A 17,225-nucleotide genomic window follows, 5' to 3' on the forward strand; every position below is an offset into this window, starting at 1 on the left:
GATTATTTTTCATGAAGGTAAATATCGATACCAGCGATATGCTGTATGCCGAAGCATGGCTTGGCTTTAAAGGTACGGACTGGAAAGAAGAAATTAACGTCCGTGATTTTATTCAGCACAACTACACGCCTTATGAAGGCGATGAATCCTTTCTCGCCGACGCGACGCCGGCTACCACGGCATTGTGGGAAAAGGTGATGGCGGGCATTCGTATCGAGAACGCGACCCATGCGCCGGTCGATTTCGATACCAATATTGCCACCACCATTACCGCTCACGATGCGGGTTATATTGAGCAAGAATTAGAAAAGATTGTCGGTTTGCAAACGGATAAGCCGCTCAAGCGCGCGTTACATCCTTTTGGCGGCGTAAACATGATCAAAAGCTCGTTTGACGCTTACGGTCGTGAAATGGATCCGAACTTTGAATATCTGTTCACCGAGCTGCGTAAAACGCACAACCAGGGTGTGTTCGACGCCTACTCGCCGGATATGCTGCGCTGTCGTAAATCAGGTGTACTGACCGGTCTGCCGGACGGCTATGGTCGCGGGCGCATCATCGGCGACTACCGCCGCGTGGCGCTGTACGGCATTCGCTATCTGGTGCGCGAGCGTGAACTGCAGTTTGCCGATCTCCAGTCGAGTCTAGAATTTGGCCAGAATCTGGAAGCCACTATCCGCCTGCGCGAAGAGCTGGCGGAGCATCGTCGTGCGCTGCTGCAAATGCAGGAGATGGCGGCGAAGTATGGCTGTGATATCTCCCGTCCGGCGCGTAACGCACAGGAAGCCGTACAGTGGGTCTACTTTGCCTATCTGGCGGCGGTGAAATCGCAGAACGGCGGTGCGATGTCGCTGGGGCGCACCGCGTCGTTCCTCGATATCTATATTGAGCGCGACTTCAGGGCCGGGATCCTGACGGAACAGCAGGCGCAGGAATTGATCGACCACTTCATCATGAAGATCCGTATGGTGCGTTTCCTGCGCACGCCGGAATTTGACACTCTGTTCTCCGGCGATCCGATCTGGGCAACTGAAGTGATTGGCGGGATGGGGCTGGACGGCCGCACGCTGGTCACGAAGAACTCGTTCCGTTACCTGCACACTCTGCACACGATGGGACCCGCACCGGAGCCGAACCTGACCGTGCTGTGGTCCGAAGCGCTGCCGATTGCCTTTAAAAAGTATGCCGCTCAGGTCTCCATCGTCACCTCGTCATTGCAATATGAAAACGACGATCTGATGCGTACTGACTTTAACAGTGACGACTATGCCATTGCCTGCTGCGTCAGTCCGATGGTCATCGGCAAGCAAATGCAGTTCTTTGGTGCCCGCGCCAACCTCGCCAAAACGTTGCTGTACGCAATTAACGGCGGCGTGGATGAGAAGTTGAAAATCCAGGTCGGGCCGAAAACCGCGCCGTTGCTGGACGACGTGCTCGATTACAACACCGTGATGGACAGTCTGGATCACTTTATGGACTGGCTGGCGGTGCAGTACATCAGCGCGCTGAACATCATCCACTACATGCACGACAAATACAGCTACGAAGCCTCGCTGATGGCGCTGCACGACCGCGACGTCTATCGCACGATGGCATGCGGTATTGCCGGACTGTCGGTGGCGGCGGATTCACTTTCTGCAATCAAATACGCGCAGGTGAAACCGGTACGCGATCACAACGGACTGGCAGTGGATTTCGTCATCGAAGGGGACTACCCGCAGTACGGCAACAACGACGAGCGTGTGGACAGTATTGCCTGCGACCTGGTTGAACGCTTTATGAAGAAAATTAAAGTGTTGCCGACCTATCGCAATGCGGTACCGACGCAGTCGATTCTGACCATCACCTCCAATGTCGTGTATGGGCAGAAAACCGGGAATACACCGGATGGACGCCGCGCGGGAACACCTTTCGCGCCGGGGGCCAACCCGATGCATGGGCGTGATCGCAAAGGTGCCGTTGCCTCACTGACTTCGGTGGCGAAGCTGCCGTTCACCTACGCCAAAGATGGGATTTCGTACACCTTCTCGATTGTGCCTGCGGCACTTGGTAAAGAAGATCCGGTGCGGAAAACCAACCTGGTTGGGCTGCTGGACGGTTACTTCCATCACGAAGCGCACGTCGAGGGGGGGCAACACCTGAACGTTAACGTCATGAACCGGGAGATGCTGCTGGATGCCATTGAACATCCGGAAAACTACCCGAACCTGACGATCCGCGTTTCGGGCTATGCGGTGCGCTTCAATGCGCTCACCCGCGAGCAGCAGCAGGATGTCATTTCGCGAACGTTCACCCACGCGATGTAACGGGCATTGCCCGTATCTGACCTAAGGACTGCTCTATATGTAGGCCGGATAAGGCGGAACGCCGCCATCCGGCGATAACGCCTGAAAGCACACTTCGGTGTGCTTTTTTTATTGTGATCGCCTTCAAATTAAGAAAATACAGTACTTATCTAATCATTATATAGAAAATAATTCTTAACCTATGGCAAATATCAGGGTTTGTTTGTGAAGTTTTTCTCTGCCCCCGGGGGTATGATTTTTTCCATTCTAACGACTCGCCTGCACACTCCGTACCGCCTATCGCCTTGATGCGGCACGTAAAAATTAAAAAAAACTTACCCTACATAGTGAGCGAGTATTTTATGGAAACGGTAACGAACAGCAGTGTGATCCTCGACGGCTCTGCCCCGGCGCGTCGGGCAGGGATGAGCGAGAGCGAATGGCGCGAAGCGATTAAATTCGACAGCACCGACACCGGCTGGGTGATTATGAGTATCGGGATGGCGATTGGTGCGGGGATTGTGTTTCTCCCGGTGCAGGTTGGGCTGATGGGATTATGGGTTTTCCTGCTCTCCTCCATTATTGGCTACCCGGCGATGTATCTTTTCCAGCGTCTGTTTATCAACACCCTCGCGGAATCTTCGGAATGTAAGGACTATCCGAGCGTCATCAGCGGCTACCTCGGTAAAAACTGGGGGATCCTGCTAGGCGCGCTGTACTTCGTCATGCTGGTGATCTGGATGTTTGTTTACTCCACCGCCATCACCAACGACAGTGCTTCCTATCTGCATACCTTTGGCGCCACCGAAGGACTGCTTTCTGACAGCCCGTTCTATGGTCTGGTGCTGATCTGCATCCTGGTAGCCATCTCCTCGCGCGGCGAAAAGCTGCTGTTCAAAATATCCACCGGAATGGTACTGACCAAACTGCTGGTGGTGGCGGCGCTGGGTGTGTCGATGATCGGGATGTGGCATCTGTATAACGTAGGCGCGCTGCCGCCGATGGGTTTGCTGGTAAAGAACGCGATTATCACTCTGCCGTTCACCCTGACCTCAATCCTGTTTATCCAGACCTTAAGTCCGATGGTGATCTCCTATCGTTCCCGTGAGAAATCCATTGAAGTGGCGCGTCACAAAGCGCTGCGCGCGATGAACATCGCTTTCGGCATTCTGTTTGTTACCGTGTTCTTCTATGCCGTCTCCTTCACCCTGGCGATGGGGCACGACGAAGCGGTAAAAGCCTATGAGCAAAACATCTCCGCGCTTGCCATTGCCGCACAGTTCATCAGCGGCGCGGGCGCTGGCTGGGTGAAAGTGGTGAGCGTCATCCTGAATATCTTCGCCGTAATGACCGCGTTCTTTGGCGTCTATCTGGGCTTTCGTGAAGCGACTCAGGGGATTGTGATGAACATCCTGCGCCGTAAGATGCCCGACGGGAAGATTAACGAAACGCTCGTTCAACGCGGCATCATGCTGTTCGCCATTTTGCTGGCCTGGAGTGCGATCGTGCTCAACGCGCCGGTACTGAGCTTTACCTCTATCTGTAGCCCAATCTTTGGCATGGTGGGATGCCTGATCCCCGCCTGGCTGGTCTACAAAGTTCCTGCACTGCACAAATACAAAGGGGCGTCGCTGTATCTGATTATCGTCACCGGTTTGCTGCTGTGCGTATCTCCGTTCCTGGCTTTCTCCTGATTGATTTTGAAGGTTGTTGTTATGTTTGAGACTACAGAAAACCCATTGTGGCAGCGTTTTATCCTCGCCGTGCAAGAGGAAGTGAAACCGGCGCTGGGCTGTACGGAACCTATCTCACTGGCGCTGGCGGCGGCGGTTGCGGCAGCCGAGCTGCATGGCGCAGTAGAGCGGATTGACGCCTGGGTATCACCGAATCTGATGAAAAACGGTCTGGGCGTCACGGTGCCAGGCACCGGCATGGTTGGCCTGCCGATCGCCGCCGCGCTAGGCGCTCTTGGGGGGAACAGCAAGGCCGGGCTTGAGGTGCTCAAAGATGCCTCCGCGCAGGCAGTAGCCGACGCAAAAGCGCTGCTGAAGGCGGGGAAAGTCTCGGTGATGTTGCAACAACCCTGCGATGAGATCCTTTTTTCCCGTGCGAAGGTTTACAGCCATGACGGATGGGCCTGTGTCACCATTGTCGGCGGCCATACCCATATTGTGCGCATTGAAACCCACGCAGGCGTGAAGTTTGCGCAGGAAGCGGGGGCACGCGGTGAAGAGCAGGAATCACCGCTGGCGGTGTTGTCGAAAACGTCGCTGGAAGAGATTCTGGCATTTGTTAATGCGGTACCGTTTGAGGACATTCGCTTTATCCTTGATGCCGCCCGGCTCAACGGCGCGCTGTCGCGGGAAGGGTTGCGGGGGAACTGGGGATTGCACATTGGCGCGACGCTGGAAAAACAGTGCGCGCGCGGGTTACTGGCAGACGATCTCTCCACGGCAATTGTGATCCGCACCAGCGCGGCATCGGATGCGCGTATGGGAGGCGCGACGCTGCCCGCGATGAGCAATTCAGGCTCCGGTAATCAGGGCATCACCGCCACGGTACCGGTCATGGTAGTGGCAGAGCACTTTGGCGCTGATGAGGAGAAACTGGCGCGCGCGTTGATGCTCTCGCACCTGAGCGCGATTTATATCCACCATCAGCTACCGCGTTTGTCTGCGCTATGTGCGGCGACGACCGCAGCAATGGGCGCAGCAGCAGGGATGGCGTGGCTGGTGGATGAAGGCCGCTACAGCACAATCTCCATGGCGATCGGTAGCATGATTGGCGACGTCAGCGGGATGATCTGCGACGGCGCATCGAACAGTTGTGCGATGAAAGTCTCCACCAGTGCGTCGGCGGCGTGGAAGGCGGTGCTGATGGCGCTGGACAATACGGCGGTAACGGGAAACGAAGGAATTGTGGCGCACAACGTTGAACAGTCGATTGCCAACCTGTGCGCGCTGGCATGCAATTCAATGCAGCAAACGGACAAACAGATCATCGAGATCATGGCCCGTAAAGCGCATTAATGATCTCTGAATGCCCGATGGCGCTTCGCTTATCGGGCCTACGGGTCCGGATAAGGCGGAACGCCGCCATCCGGCACCAGGGAAATCCAGACAGTCAGGCGCTGGCTTCTTCTTCGGCCAGCCGCACTTCGGCATCAGCGACAATGGCTTCCAGCTCGGTCAACATTTCCTCGTAGCCAAAGCTACAAGGCACTACTCTTGCTTCGGTGACCGCAGGTTTCGCTTTTGGAGCGGATTTCTTAATGGCTTTCTTACTCATGGGCAACTCCATTTTCGGGCTACACAGGCAAATCTATCAGCAAAGCGCGCAATGGCGTATCAGCAACCAGCGTTATGTTAGCTTCATCACGAATAAAAGCACCGTCGCCACAGGTCAGCGCTTCACGAGCCTTATCATGCGTCACCGCATGAAATGTGCCATGAATGGATTGCAGATAAGCACGGGGGCCATGTAGCTGAAAGCTCAACGATTCGCCTTGCTCCAGTTTAATGTGGTGAACCCACGCTTGTTGCCGCAGTTGCAGACTTCCGTCGGCACCGTCCGGCGAGGCGATAAGCTGCTGCTTGTCCATCGTTAGCGTCGTTTTTTGCACCAGGGGGTTTTCCTGCTGCGGACATGCGTCCAGCCACAGTTGCATCCGCGTCAATGGGATGTCTTTACTGATGTTATGTTCGCTATAGCTGATGCCAGGCTGTGCGGCGAGAAGTAAGGCTTCTCCTGCCTTTGCCTGCACATGGTTTCCATCACTGTCGCGGTATTCCGCTTCCCCTTCCAGAATCAGGTTCAGGACATCGACCTTCGGCCAGGTGCGCGGCTGGAAGGCTGCGCCCGGGGCGAGCACTTCCTGATTGAGTACGCGCAGCGAGGCAAAGCCCAGCAGTTGCGGGTCAAAGTAGTGTCCAAAGGAGAAGGTATAGCGGGCCTGCAGCCATCCGTAGTCTGCTTTTCCGCATTGTTTGGCTGTTCGGGTTGTAATCATATTTCCTGACCTCTCTTTACTTCCTTTTATGTTAATGGGCTGGACGCTGCATTGTTAGCCAGATATTCTGCCAGGTATGTTCAAATTTCCTGAATGAGAACGAGATGGCTAAAGAAAGGGCATTAACGCTTGAAGCATTACGCGTAATGGACGCGATAGACCGACGCGGCAGCTTTGCCGCAGCGGCAGATGAGCTGGGGCGTGTACCTTCTGCGCTCAGCTACACCATGCAAAAGCTGGAGGAAGAACTGGACGTGGTGCTGTTTGACCGCTCGGGTCACCGCACCAAATTTACCAACGTTGGCCGTATGCTTCTGGAACGCGGGCGCGTGCTGCTGGAAGCGGCAGATAAGCTCACTACGGATGCGGAAGCGCTGGCGCGCGGGTGGGAAACGCACCTGACCATTGTGACTGAAGCGCTGGTGCCAACGTCGGCATTCTTTCCGCTGATTGATCGACTGGCCGGGAAAGCGAATACCCAACTGTCGGTGATTACCGAGGTGCTGGCTGGGGCATGGGAGCGACTGGAGCAGGGGAGAGCGGATATTGTTATCGCCCCGGATATGCACTTCCGTTCGTCGTCAGAAATTAATTCCCGCAAGCTGTATACCCTGATGAACGTCTATGTTGCAGCACCGGATCATCCTATTCATCAGGAACCAGAACCGTTGTCGGAAGTGACGCGCGTGAAATATCGTGGGGTTGCAGTGGCGGATACTGCGCGTGAGAGGCCGGTATTAACGGTGCAATTGCTGGATAAGCAACCGCGTCTGACCGTCAGTACGATTGAAGATAAGCGTCAGGCGCTGTTAGCCGGATTGGGTGTGGCAACAATGCCTTATCCGCTGGTGGAAAAAGACATTGCCGAAGGGCGCCTGCGGGTGGTGAGCCCGGAGTCGACCACGGAAATTGATATTATTATGGCCTGGCGGCGAGACAGTATGGGCGAGGCGAAATCCTGGTGCCTGCGAGAAATTCCTAAGCTGTTTGCCAAAAAGTAAAAATAGGGTCTTCCGCACTGTCGAAATTCGGGGCAACAATGTGCCCCGAATAAGATCAGTTAATTTGACCTGCTTTCGGATCAGCACCGAAACGGTTGTTTCCAGCGGTCCCGTTCTGGCACAGGAACACGATAAGTACGATGGTACCCACAACCGGAATAAAGGAAATAAGCAGCCACCAACCGGAGCGATCGGTATCATGCAGACGACGAATCGCAACGCCAATGCTCGGCAGCAGCACACCCAGCATATAGATGATCGAGATCCATGGAATTTCCAGACCAATAACACCCTGAATTACGTTCAGTACAATACTGACGATCATGTTAATCAACACGAACATCCAGTACTCTTTTCTGCGCGCACGGCCATTAAAGACTGCATAATTTTTTAATACGTCAATATACCAATTCATTCAATATCCTTATTACTTAAAAAAGATGGCGAAATATAACATGCTATTTCGGCCTGGTCATTCGCATTCTAATAATTTAAGAACATTTCAGAGTGATATATGCAAATATAATAATTTTAAATAGTATGCTTAGGAAGTGAATGAGTTATTAACAGATAAATATAACAATGGTTTAGAATGTGAAATAAAAAAAGGCAGAATTTTCTCTGCCTTTTTCATGTTTACGCGAGAGATTTTGGATCCGGGCCAAATCGATTCTCATCGGGTGTACCGTCCTGGCAGTTAAAGATAATAATAACCAGCCAACCGATAACAGGAATCAATAACAGCAATAACCACCAGGCGCTGCGGTCGGTGTCATGCAGACGTCGGAACTGGACTGCCCACCACGGTAAAAATACCAGGATTCCATATAGTGTTGTCAGTACGCCTTCTCCTCCAGCGCGCTGCCAGCCAAGAAGTTTATCCAGTACGCCAAGCACAAACGTCAGGATGACGTTGACCAGAATGAACATCCAGTATTCTTTACGTCGTGCCCGACCACCGAACCCAATATAATTTCTTAAAACCTTCAAATACCAATCCATTTTCGCCTCAATGTTCAGTCAATCACTTGTTTTTAAAGCAATCAAGGTAAGAATAGTCGCGAATGAATAGGTGGTAAATATTTGTTATGTGAATGATTGTGGTCTGTGCCGCCATCGGGCTATCAACAAAGACCAGATGGCGGCAATTTGTCAGGCAAAGCGACTGTCGCGCCCGTGCGGCTCATTAAGATCCTGCCACGGTCCGATGGAAATAATGCCCGTCGGGTTAATGGTTTTATGGCTGCGGAAGTAGTGGTTGCGTATATGGTCGAAGTTGACCGTCTCCGCAATGCCCGGCATTTGATAAATGTCGCGCAGGAAACCATAAAGATTGAGATAGTCGCTGATGCGATGTTTGTCGCATTTAAAATGGGTGACGTAGACCGGATCAAAGCGGATCAGGGTAGTCCACAGGCGAATGTCTGCTTCCGTTAGCCGATCCCCTGTCAGGTAGCGATGCTGTCCGAGGATCTTCTCCACCCGGGCAAGATGGGTGAATACATTATTCACCGCCTCATCATAGGCCTGCTGGCTGGTTGCAAAACCGGCTTTATAGACGCCATTGTTGATGTTGTCATAAATCCAGTGATTGAGTTCGTCGATTTTGGAACGCAGTTCCGGCGGGTAGTAGTCTCCGGCTTTTGCTCCCAGAGCATCAAACGCAGTATTGAACATGCGAATAATTTCAGCGGATTCGTTGCTGACAATGGTGTGGTTTTTTTTATCCCATAGCACTGGCACGGTAACGCGCCCGCTGTAATGAGGGTCGGCATGCAAATAAAGCTGATACAGATATTCATGCTGATACAGCGTATCGCCCGTGGCCGCCGGGAAACTGTCATCAAAGGTCCAGCCATTTTCCAGCATCAAGGGGTGGACGACAGAAACCGAAATAAACGGTTCCAGTCCTTTGAGCTTGCGCAGAATTAGCGTGCGGTGCGCCCACGGACAGGCGAGTGAAACGTACAGATGGTAGCGGTCTTTTTCAGCGGCGAAACCGCCAACGCCGGAAGGCCCAGGTTCGCCATCCGCAGTGAGCCAGTGACGAAAAGCCGACACTGAGCGTTGAAATTTGCCCCCGGTAGATTGGGTGTCGTACCAGGTATCATGCCAGACGCCGTCAACAAGTTGTCCCATGGTGTATCTCCCTCAGATAGCAAAAACGAGGAGATTATCTCCTCGTTTTAGATTCTACATTATAGCGTGCTTACCACTTTTTATTCAGGACGCGGTCGATACTGAACGCGCCAGGACCAGTGATGCCCAGCAGCAGGAAGCCGCCTGCGATGGTCAGGTTTTTCATGAACATCAGCGAGTTTACGCCTTCAGCAAAGTTGCTGTGGAACAGGAACGCCGTCAACAGCGTGAAGCCTGCGGTAAACAGTGCGGTGGTACGGGTCAGGAAACCAAATAGAATCGCCAGACCGCCGCCAAACTCAAGCAGGATAACCAGCGGCAGCATAAACCCAGGGACTCCCATCGCTTCCATATATTGTTGCGTACCCGCGTAACCGGTGATTTTCCCCCAACCTGCGCTAATAAACAGGATTGGCATCAGGATACGTGCTACCAGTACACCAACATCTTCTAATTTTTTCATGTTACTCTCCAGGGAACCACTCAGGCTGCTGATTGTGTTTTTTTAGTGCAATGCTGCGTTGTTCCGCGTCATTGCTGTCGATGGAGAGAATCATAAACGTGAAGAATGACAATTGTTAGCAAGGAAAACTGTTAAAAATTGTCAAAAATTTTGAGGTATTGAGGAAAGTGCCGGATGGCGGCTGACGCCTTATCCGGCCTACGGTTCTGTTTTGCATGTCCGTTAAGCGTAGCGCCATCGGGCAGGTTTTGACTTTATCCGACCGACGAATTCAGCGTCTTTTTAAACAGCCGCCAGGCTGTCCATGCGCCAAATCCGCGCCGTGCCCAGCGGACCAGCATATTTGGGTGGCGTATGGTCCAGATTGCCATTACGCTGCTGCCAACCAGCGCCCACGAGCGGAAGCTCAGCAGCGTGTTCCAGCCTCGATCGTAAGCGCCAGTGGCTTCCAGCCAGTCACGACGACTGGCTGAAAGATCCAACCGCTGCTGTTGGATCGTGCTAAGCAATTGGGCCTTACGTTTTGCACGTTCGGCTTTATCGCTCACGGCTTTCCTCCTCAAGAAGCTGCCTGTCGTTTTCTAGTTCATGGCGCGTATGGCGTAGCAGGGTGGATTTGCGCGACTTACGCAACGTCCATATGCCGCCAATTAACGCCAGGACCAGAAGCACGACCGTGGTGGCAATCATCGCATTCAGCCGATACTGCGGGTCTACGGCCCAGATGATGAGCACCATCAGACTCATCAAGCCAAACGCCGCAAACAGCATGGTCAGTCCCAGCATCAGCAATAGTTGAAAGAGGTTGGCTTTTTCTTCCTCAAGTTCAACGACGGCCAGACGCAGCCGGGTTTCGACCATCTCCACGAGGATGGTGACAATCCGCTGCCCGATGCCCAGAACGCTCTTGCCGGGGCCTTGTGCGTGATGAGAATCCGCCATAATTAGCGACGCGTCAGCAGAACGCCCAGAACCAGGCCGACTGCTGCTCCAATACCGACGCCGGTCCATGGGTTTTCGCGAACGTAATCATCAGCGCGCGCTGCCGCTTCACGGGTCTGTTTGGCAATGGCATCACCAGTTTCACCCAGGCGGTAACGGCTTTCTTTCAGCGCACGCTCGGCCTTGCTGCGGATCTTACTCAACTCTTCTTTAGATTTATCGCCAGAGGAGCTCAGCACCTCTTCAAGCGTATCCGCCAGGGATTTCAACTCAGCACGCAGATGTTCCGATGAGGTATCTTTAGACATAGTTTTTCTCCAAAAGAGTCAGTGTTACGGTAGCTTAATAGTCACGCGCTTCAAGTGACTTCAGCTCAGACTGAGCTTCTGCCAGCTTGCGTTCACGCTTGGTAATCTTTTCCGCATCGCCTTTTTGTTGTGCTTCTGCGAGATCCTTTTTGCGTTCAGCAATCTCTTCTTTCTGTTCAGCAATTTTTTTCTGATGTTCAGCGCGAAGCTTACTGTCAGTACAGTTCGCTTTGACTTCACTGAGGGCTTTTTTCAAGCCATTGATACGGTTTTGGTTATTGTGTTTCTCGGCATAGCTAATTTCCCGCTGAATGTCGCGCTCTTTTTCCTGACAAAGCGTGTTGGCATAACTGCTGGCACTGAGGGCGAAAAGGGTAATAGCGAAAGCGATGCGGTATTTCATTCTTGAACCTTCCATTGTGACTCGTCCCCATGAATTCAGAAACGATGATCCAGGTAATAACGCGGCGGCGGAGCCAACCGACTCATTAAGCTTAGACAGTAAATGCCGAAATCACCAAACCATGTGATCTTATTCGGATTCCTGGTAATTATCCCAAACGGTGAGGGGTATCCCGTAAACGTGACAACCACTGTACAGCCTGGTTGTCATCATCTAGCTGGGCAATGATGTAGCCTTGCGGGAGGGATTTATCGAGTACGACTTTGGCGGCCGCACTCTGAGCGCTGGAATCGAAGGTGATCAGGAGGGTGTCTTTTTGCGGGGTAATGCTCTTAAACTGGATGCCGTTGGCATCAAGATGGTGCCAGATAGAAAAGCCATCGGGCATGCTGGTTCCCTGGTGTACAGCACGTATCGACAGCGTGGATTCTTGCTGGCGAATCGCTGACCATACCAGCAGCAGCGTTCCCATGAGAATCAGAAACGCGGTGCTCCAGGCGAGCTGTTTTATCGTTACGCGCGGTTTAAGCATCCTTTACCCTCGGTTCCGGTATTTCTTTTTCCATAACACGACCAGCGAACCCGCCAGACCAAACACCAACAGAACAACGGGCAGCAGCATCAGGCATGACATTAACTGATCTTCATACTTGAGGAACACCGGTGTCTTGCCTAACAGATAGCCCAGCGTTGTCAGGATCAGCACCCACAGCAGCCCACTCATCCAGTTAAAGAACTGAAAGCGAATATTGTTAAGACCCGATAAGCCGGCAATGGTCGGGAGCAGGGTGCGGACAAAGGCAATAAAACGACCAATCAACAGCGCGGAAAGACCATGTTTATGAAACAGATGGTGGGCGCGCTGATGGTAATGCGCGGGCAAATGCGACAGCCAGTTTTGGACGGTTCGCGTATTTCCTAACCAGCGGCCCTGGATATAGCTCAGCCAGCAGCCCAGGCTCGCCGCGACGGTAAGCAAGAGGATTGTTTGCGGGTAGCCCATGGCCCCCTTAGCTATCAGGACGCCAACTAACACCAGTAAGCTGTCACCCGGTAAAAAGGCCGCGGGTAACAAGCCGTTTTCGAGGAACAAAATCATAAATAACACAAAATAGAGCATGCCAATCATGGAAGGATTGGCCAGGGTTTCAAAATCCTGCGCCCACAGAGCATTCAGTAATTGGGACAAAAGTTCCATTCAGTAATCCTGGTGAATCGGTTAATGTCATGCAGGTTACAGGAGTTTGCTACACCGCATTATGATTGATTTTTCTACTGGGCGGATGGATAGCGCAAATTCTCGGCCTGAACTAATCCCTGTAAAATGGTGAAGTAAGCACTACGAGCAAACATTCGAATTGCATCTAATTGTAACAAAGCTCAACGTTATTCGTAATAGAAATTACGCGTCGATAGCGTTTGATTTTGCGGGTTGCGAGAGAGGGTGGCGAGAGGATTTACACAGGCTGACACTTTATACCTAACGCTTACTGTTTTTAAAAGAAGAACAGGCGCAACGGTGCGCCTGTCGAAGCGGGAAATGTTATTTTGCCGCGTTAGTCGCCGTATCGAGATGAACCACCGGATTTTCGGCAAAAAGGTAACGATCGGCATTGAATTCAAAATCGTCGCTGGTTTCGTTAAACAGCATGATTTTAGTGTTCTCAAGATGCTGCCACATCGCCAGCTTGGCTGCATTTGGATCTTTACGAATCAGTGCTTTAAGGATTTGATCGTGGTCGTCACACCAGTTATCAACCGTGCGTGAGTCGATATGTTCGTGCAGTTTCTTCCAGTACGGGTTATGGCTGCGCTGAGTCCACATTTTTTCAACAATGGCCGCCAGCGCGGAGTTCTGCGTGGCTAACGCTACCTGAATATGGAACTGAAGATCCCATTCGGAGTCGCGGAAGCATTTTTCGTTGCGTGCATGCTCCTGAATCTCCATGAGTTTCATGATGTCCTGCTTGGTGACCTGCGTCGCCGCAAACTCCGCAATATTACTTTCAATGAGCTGGCGAGCCTGTAGCAGTTCGAAGGGACCATAATTGGCAAACTCCATCGAATCATCATGCGTTTGCTGGTGGCGCGACTGGTTGGAAATGACATGGATGCCGGAACCTTTGCGCACCTCAACAAACCCTTCCACTTCCAGCATGATGATGGCTTCACGAACCACTGTGCGGCTCACGTTTTTTTCATCGGCAATAAAGCGTTCAGCGGGAAGTTTGTCGCCCACCAGATAGACGCCCTGTTCAATGCGTTCTTTCAGGTCAGCAGCGAGTTGTTGATACAAACGTCGTGGTTCAGTGATTTCCATATGCGCTCCAGGCATAATACGGCAGACTCTATTTGTTATACCACTTTCGCGAGTTTGGCTCCACTTTCCAACACGAAAAAGCCGCCTGGAGCAGACGGCCTGGGTTTTGATGGGATGCGGGGTGAACGCCTTAATAAGCCGGGTAAGTGATATGCCCGGCTTACTGCACAGGCTAACCTTGTGTGGCGGGCGTATTAACCTGCGGCGTGGAATCCGCATTGTTGGCCGGTTTGTTTTGCAGCACGGTCCAGATGACCAGCGCGCCCAACAGGTCGAACACTGCCAGCACCGCAAACAGCGGGCTAAAACCGATGGTGTCTGCCAGCGCGCCGACCACCAGGGCAAACAGCGTACTCGCCAGCCAGGCGGACATACCGGTCAGGCCGTTGGCGGTGGCGACTTCGTTACGACCAAAGACGTCCGAAGAGAGCGTAATTAGCGCGCCAGAAAGCGCCTGATGAGCAAAACCCCCGATACACAACAGCATAATGGCGATGTATGGACTGGTGAACAGGCCGATCATCCCTGGGCCAATCATCAGCAGGGCGCCCATCGTGACCACCATCTTACGGGAAACGATCAGGTTCACCCCAAACCAGCGCTGAAACAGCGGCGGCAGATAACCACCGACGATACAGCCCAGGTCGGCAAACAGCATCGGCATCCACGCAAACATGGCGATTTCTTTCAGGTTAAAACCATACACTTTAAACATGAACAGCGGGATCCAGGCGTTGAAAGTCCCCCACGCCGGTTCAGCCAGAAAGCGTGGCAGGGCGATACCCCAGAACTGACGGTTACGCAGGATTTGCAGCGGTGACATTTTCTTTTCGCTGCTGGTCTGGTGCTGCGCCTCCTGACCATTGATGATGTAATCACGCTCTTCATCGGTCAGCTTTTTCTGATCGCGCGGGTGTTTGTAATAGACCAGCCAGGCGATGGCCCAGACGAAGCTCAGGACACCAGAGATAATGAAGGCCATTTGCCAGCTATGCATCACGATCGCCCAGACGACCAGCGGCGGTGCAATCATCGCGCCAATTGAGGAGCCGACGTTAAAATAGCCCACGGCAATCGAACGTTCTTTAGCCGGGAACCATTCAGAACTGGCTTTTAAACCCGCAGGGATCATCGCGGCCTCAGCGGCACCTACTGCGCCACGCGCCAGCGCCAGTCCGCCCCAACTTCCTGCCAGCGCCGTTGCCCCGCAGAAAACGGCCCAAAGAACGGCGAACATTGCGTAGCCAACTTTCGTACCCAGCACATCCAGGACATAACCGGCAACAGGTTGCATAACGGTATAAGCAGCAGAATACGCTGCGATGATATAGGAATACTGTTGGGTAGAGATGTGCAACTCTTCCATCAGAGTTGGCGCAGCTGCCGCCACAGTGTTACGTGTCAGGTAACCCAGCACGGTGCCAAGCGTCACCAGTGCGATCATATACCAACGTAACCCTTTAATTTTACGCATGTAAAACCTCATCGTTTTATTATTCCCGCTCAAAGCGGTCATCTTCTCTGCCAGAGACGGGGAAGCGATTTACGACGGGGAAACCAATAAAATCGGTACGCCCGAACGTTGCCATAAAGTGAATCTGCTCATTCGGTATCCGTACCGGTCAATCCGATGGTGAATCATCGGTATTATTTGTATTCAGTTGAGTTATGTGTCGCGACGGCAGAAAGATAACTTGTCATACAACTTTAAAAGGTGAGTACCATCACAAAAGTGTTATTCTTAGCAGGGACATTATTTAAATTCGATGATGTCAGGAGTGGCGCGGCCTGGCGGAATAATTACTCCATTGAGAGTAATTAATTTGTCAGCATTAATTGATCTAACTCACGAAAATATCTTCTGAGTCTGGAAATTGGTGTGATAACTTTATCGCATTGCTCCATTAGCACGCAGACCTGTTCGTTGAGAGGATGACGATAATGACCCCGTTTATGACCGAAGATTTTCTGCTCGATACTGAATTTGCTCGCCGCCTTTATCATGACTACGCCAAAGACCAGCCGATTTTCGACTACCACTGCCATTTACCGCCGCAGCAGGTTGCCGAAAATTATCGTTTCAAAAATTTGTATGACATCTGGCTGAAGGGCGATCATTACAAATGGCGCGCTATGCGCACCAACGGTGTCGCCGAGCGCTTATGTACCGGTGATGCCACTGACCGCGAGAAGTTTGATGCATGGGCATCGACCGTGCCGCATACCATTGGCAATCCGCTGTACCACTGGACGCACCTCGAACTGCGCCGTCCGTTTGGCATTACCGGCAAGCTACTGTCACCTTCCACCGCAGATGAAATCTGGGATCGGTGCAACGAACTGCTGGCGCAGGATAACTTTTCTGCGCGCGGCATTATGCAGCAGATGAACGTGAAGATGGTCGGCACCACTGACGATCCGATCGACACGCTGGAACACCATGCCGCCGTGGCAAAAGACAGCAGTTTCTCGGTGAAGGTGCTGCCAAGCTGGCGTCCGGACAAAGCGTTTAATATTGAGCAGGCGACTTTCAATGATTACATGGCGAAGCTGGGTGAGGTGTCCGATACCGACATTCGTCGTTTTGCCGATTTGCAAAGCGCGCTCTGTAAACGCCTGGATCACTTTGCCGCGCACGGCTGTAAAGTCTCTGACCATGCGCTTGATGTGGTGCTTTTTGCAGAAGCGAATGAAGCCGAACTGGACAGTATTCTGGCGCGTCGTCTGGCAGGTGAATCCCTGAGCGAACATCAGGTCGCGCAGTTTAAAACGGCGGTGCTGGTGTTCCTCGGCGCTGAATATGCGCGCCGCGGCTGGGTTCAGCAGTACCACATTGGCGCGCTACGGAATAACAACCAGCGCCAGTTCAGGCTGCTGGGGCCGGACGTTGGCTTTGACTCCATTAATGACCGTCCACTGGCGGAAGAACTTTCGAAACTACTCAGCAAGCAGAACGAAGAAAATCTGCTGCCGAAAACCATCCTCTATTGCCTGAACCCGCGCGATAACGAAGTGCTGGGCACCATGATCGGCAATTTCCAGGGTGAGGGGATGCCGGGCAAGATGCAGTTCGGATCCGGCTGGTGGTTCAACGATCAAAAAGACGGCATGGAACGGCAGATGACCCAACTGGCACAGCTTGGCTTACTGAGTCGCTTTGTCGGGATGCTGACAGACAGCCGCAGCTTTCTTTCCTACACCCGCCATGAGTATTTCCGCCGCATTCTGTGCCAGATGATCGGCCGCTGGGTGCAGGCGGGTGAAGCGCCGGCAGATATCCAGTTGCTGGGTGAGATGGTGAAAAATATTTGCTTTAACAATGCGCGTGATTACTTCGCCATTGAACTGAACTAAG

The 17,225-nt window shown here is 52.6% G+C and carries 19 protein-coding genes; 5 read left to right on the forward strand and 14 right to left on the reverse strand.

Annotated features, from left to right (window positions below; translation table 11 throughout):
* The first annotated feature begins 11 nt into the window (after positions 1-11).
* The 3 genes from pflB to HVY19_RS02815 all read left to right on the forward strand — a co-directional run bounded on the left by pflB (position 12) and on the right by HVY19_RS02815 (position 5,314).
* Positions 12-2,306 carry a formate C-acetyltransferase gene (gene pflB, locus HVY19_RS02805; protein ID WP_181682873.1) on the forward strand — a complete coding sequence of 765 codons (2,295 nt, stop codon included), beginning with the start codon at positions 12-14 and terminating at the stop codon, positions 2,304-2,306.
* A gap of 341 nt (positions 2,307-2,647) precedes the next feature.
* Entirely contained in the window at positions 2,648-3,979 is a 1,332-nt protein-coding gene (locus HVY19_RS02810) for an amino acid permease (protein ID WP_181682874.1), read from the forward strand.
* A 21-nt stretch (positions 3,980-4,000) separates the two neighbouring features.
* Positions 4,001-5,314, forward strand: coding sequence for a serine dehydratase subunit alpha family protein (locus HVY19_RS02815; protein WP_181682875.1), 1,314 nt, complete (start codon positions 4,001-4,003; stop codon positions 5,312-5,314).
* Between the two features lie 94 nt (positions 5,315-5,408).
* Here the strand turns inward: HVY19_RS02815 and HVY19_RS02820 are convergent, their stop codons facing one another.
* The gene (locus HVY19_RS02820) at positions 5,409-5,573 is read right to left on the reverse strand and encodes a hypothetical protein (RefSeq protein ID WP_181682876.1); all 165 of its coding nucleotides are present in this window, start codon (positions 5,571-5,573) and stop codon (positions 5,409-5,411) included.
* A gap of 19 nt (positions 5,574-5,592) precedes the next feature.
* Positions 5,593-6,294, reverse strand: coding sequence for a pirin family protein (locus HVY19_RS02825; RefSeq protein WP_181682877.1), 702 nt, complete (start codon positions 6,292-6,294; stop codon positions 5,593-5,595).
* 104 nt (positions 6,295-6,398) lie between these two features.
* Here HVY19_RS02825 and yhaJ point away from each other — a divergent pair, with 104 nt between their 5' ends.
* Complete coding sequence (gene yhaJ / locus HVY19_RS02830) at positions 6,399-7,295, forward strand: DNA-binding transcriptional regulator YhaJ (protein ID WP_181682878.1); 897 nt, start codon at positions 6,399-6,401, stop codon at positions 7,293-7,295.
* 55 nt (positions 7,296-7,350) lie between these two features.
* On the opposite strand, the gene HVY19_RS02835 is transcribed toward yhaJ, so the two are convergent.
* From HVY19_RS02835 to HVY19_RS02890, 12 genes are all read right to left on the reverse strand, one after another.
* A complete protein-coding gene (locus HVY19_RS02835) occupies positions 7,351-7,710 on the reverse strand; it encodes a DUF805 domain-containing protein (protein ID WP_181682879.1) in 360 nt (119 codons plus the stop codon).
* A gap of 221 nt (positions 7,711-7,931) precedes the next feature.
* Positions 7,932-8,297, reverse strand: coding sequence for a DUF805 domain-containing protein (locus HVY19_RS02840; RefSeq protein WP_181682880.1), 366 nt, complete (start codon positions 8,295-8,297; stop codon positions 7,932-7,934).
* A gap of 150 nt (positions 8,298-8,447) precedes the next feature.
* Positions 8,448-9,434: a glutathione S-transferase family protein gene (locus tag HVY19_RS02845; protein WP_181682881.1), complete on the reverse strand. Its 987-nt coding sequence runs from the start codon at positions 9,432-9,434 to the stop codon at positions 8,448-8,450.
* 70 nt (positions 9,435-9,504) lie between these two features.
* Positions 9,505-9,897 carry a DoxX family protein gene (locus HVY19_RS02850; RefSeq protein ID WP_181682882.1) on the reverse strand — a complete coding sequence of 131 codons (393 nt, stop codon included), beginning with the start codon at positions 9,895-9,897 and terminating at the stop codon, positions 9,505-9,507.
* A gap of 254 nt (positions 9,898-10,151) precedes the next feature.
* A complete protein-coding gene (locus HVY19_RS02855; RefSeq protein WP_181682883.1) occupies positions 10,152-10,445 on the reverse strand; it encodes a YqjK-like family protein in 294 nt (97 codons plus the stop codon).
* Complete coding sequence (locus tag HVY19_RS02860; protein ID WP_181682884.1) at positions 10,435-10,839, reverse strand: phage holin family protein; 405 nt, start codon at positions 10,837-10,839, stop codon at positions 10,435-10,437. The genes HVY19_RS02855 and HVY19_RS02860 overlap by 11 nt, the downstream gene beginning before the upstream one ends.
* 2 nt (positions 10,840-10,841) lie before the next feature.
* Complete coding sequence (locus HVY19_RS02865) at positions 10,842-11,147, reverse strand: YqjD family protein (protein WP_181682885.1); 306 nt, start codon at positions 11,145-11,147, stop codon at positions 10,842-10,844.
* A 34-nt stretch (positions 11,148-11,181) separates the two neighbouring features.
* Positions 11,182-11,550: a DUF1090 domain-containing protein gene (locus tag HVY19_RS02870; RefSeq protein ID WP_181684202.1), complete on the reverse strand. Its 369-nt coding sequence runs from the start codon at positions 11,548-11,550 to the stop codon at positions 11,182-11,184.
* 148 nt (positions 11,551-11,698) lie between these two features.
* Positions 11,699-12,082, reverse strand: coding sequence for an EnvZ/OmpR regulon moderator MzrA (mzrA, locus tag HVY19_RS02875; protein ID WP_181682886.1), 384 nt, complete (start codon positions 12,080-12,082; stop codon positions 11,699-11,701).
* 3 nt (positions 12,083-12,085) lie between these two features.
* Entirely contained in the window at positions 12,086-12,748 is a 663-nt protein-coding gene (gene yqjA / locus HVY19_RS02880; protein WP_181682887.1) for a DedA family general envelope maintenance protein YqjA, read from the reverse strand.
* Positions 12,749-13,093: 345 nt separating this feature from the next.
* Positions 13,094-13,870, reverse strand: coding sequence for a transcriptional regulator ExuR (gene exuR / locus HVY19_RS02885; protein WP_181682888.1), 777 nt, complete (start codon positions 13,868-13,870; stop codon positions 13,094-13,096).
* Between the two features lie 172 nt (positions 13,871-14,042).
* Positions 14,043-15,344: an MFS transporter gene (locus HVY19_RS02890; RefSeq protein ID WP_181682889.1), complete on the reverse strand. Its 1,302-nt coding sequence runs from the start codon at positions 15,342-15,344 to the stop codon at positions 14,043-14,045.
* Positions 15,345-15,811: 467 nt separating this feature from the next.
* Here HVY19_RS02890 and uxaC point away from each other — a divergent pair, with 467 nt between their 5' ends.
* Entirely contained in the window at positions 15,812-17,224 is a 1,413-nt protein-coding gene (gene uxaC / locus HVY19_RS02895) for a glucuronate isomerase (protein WP_181682890.1), read from the forward strand.
* Position 17,225: the final 1 nt, after the last annotated feature.

It is taken from the genome of Citrobacter sp. RHB25-C09 (assembly GCF_013836145.1).
Taxonomy (GTDB): domain Bacteria; phylum Pseudomonadota; class Gammaproteobacteria; order Enterobacterales; family Enterobacteriaceae; genus Citrobacter_A.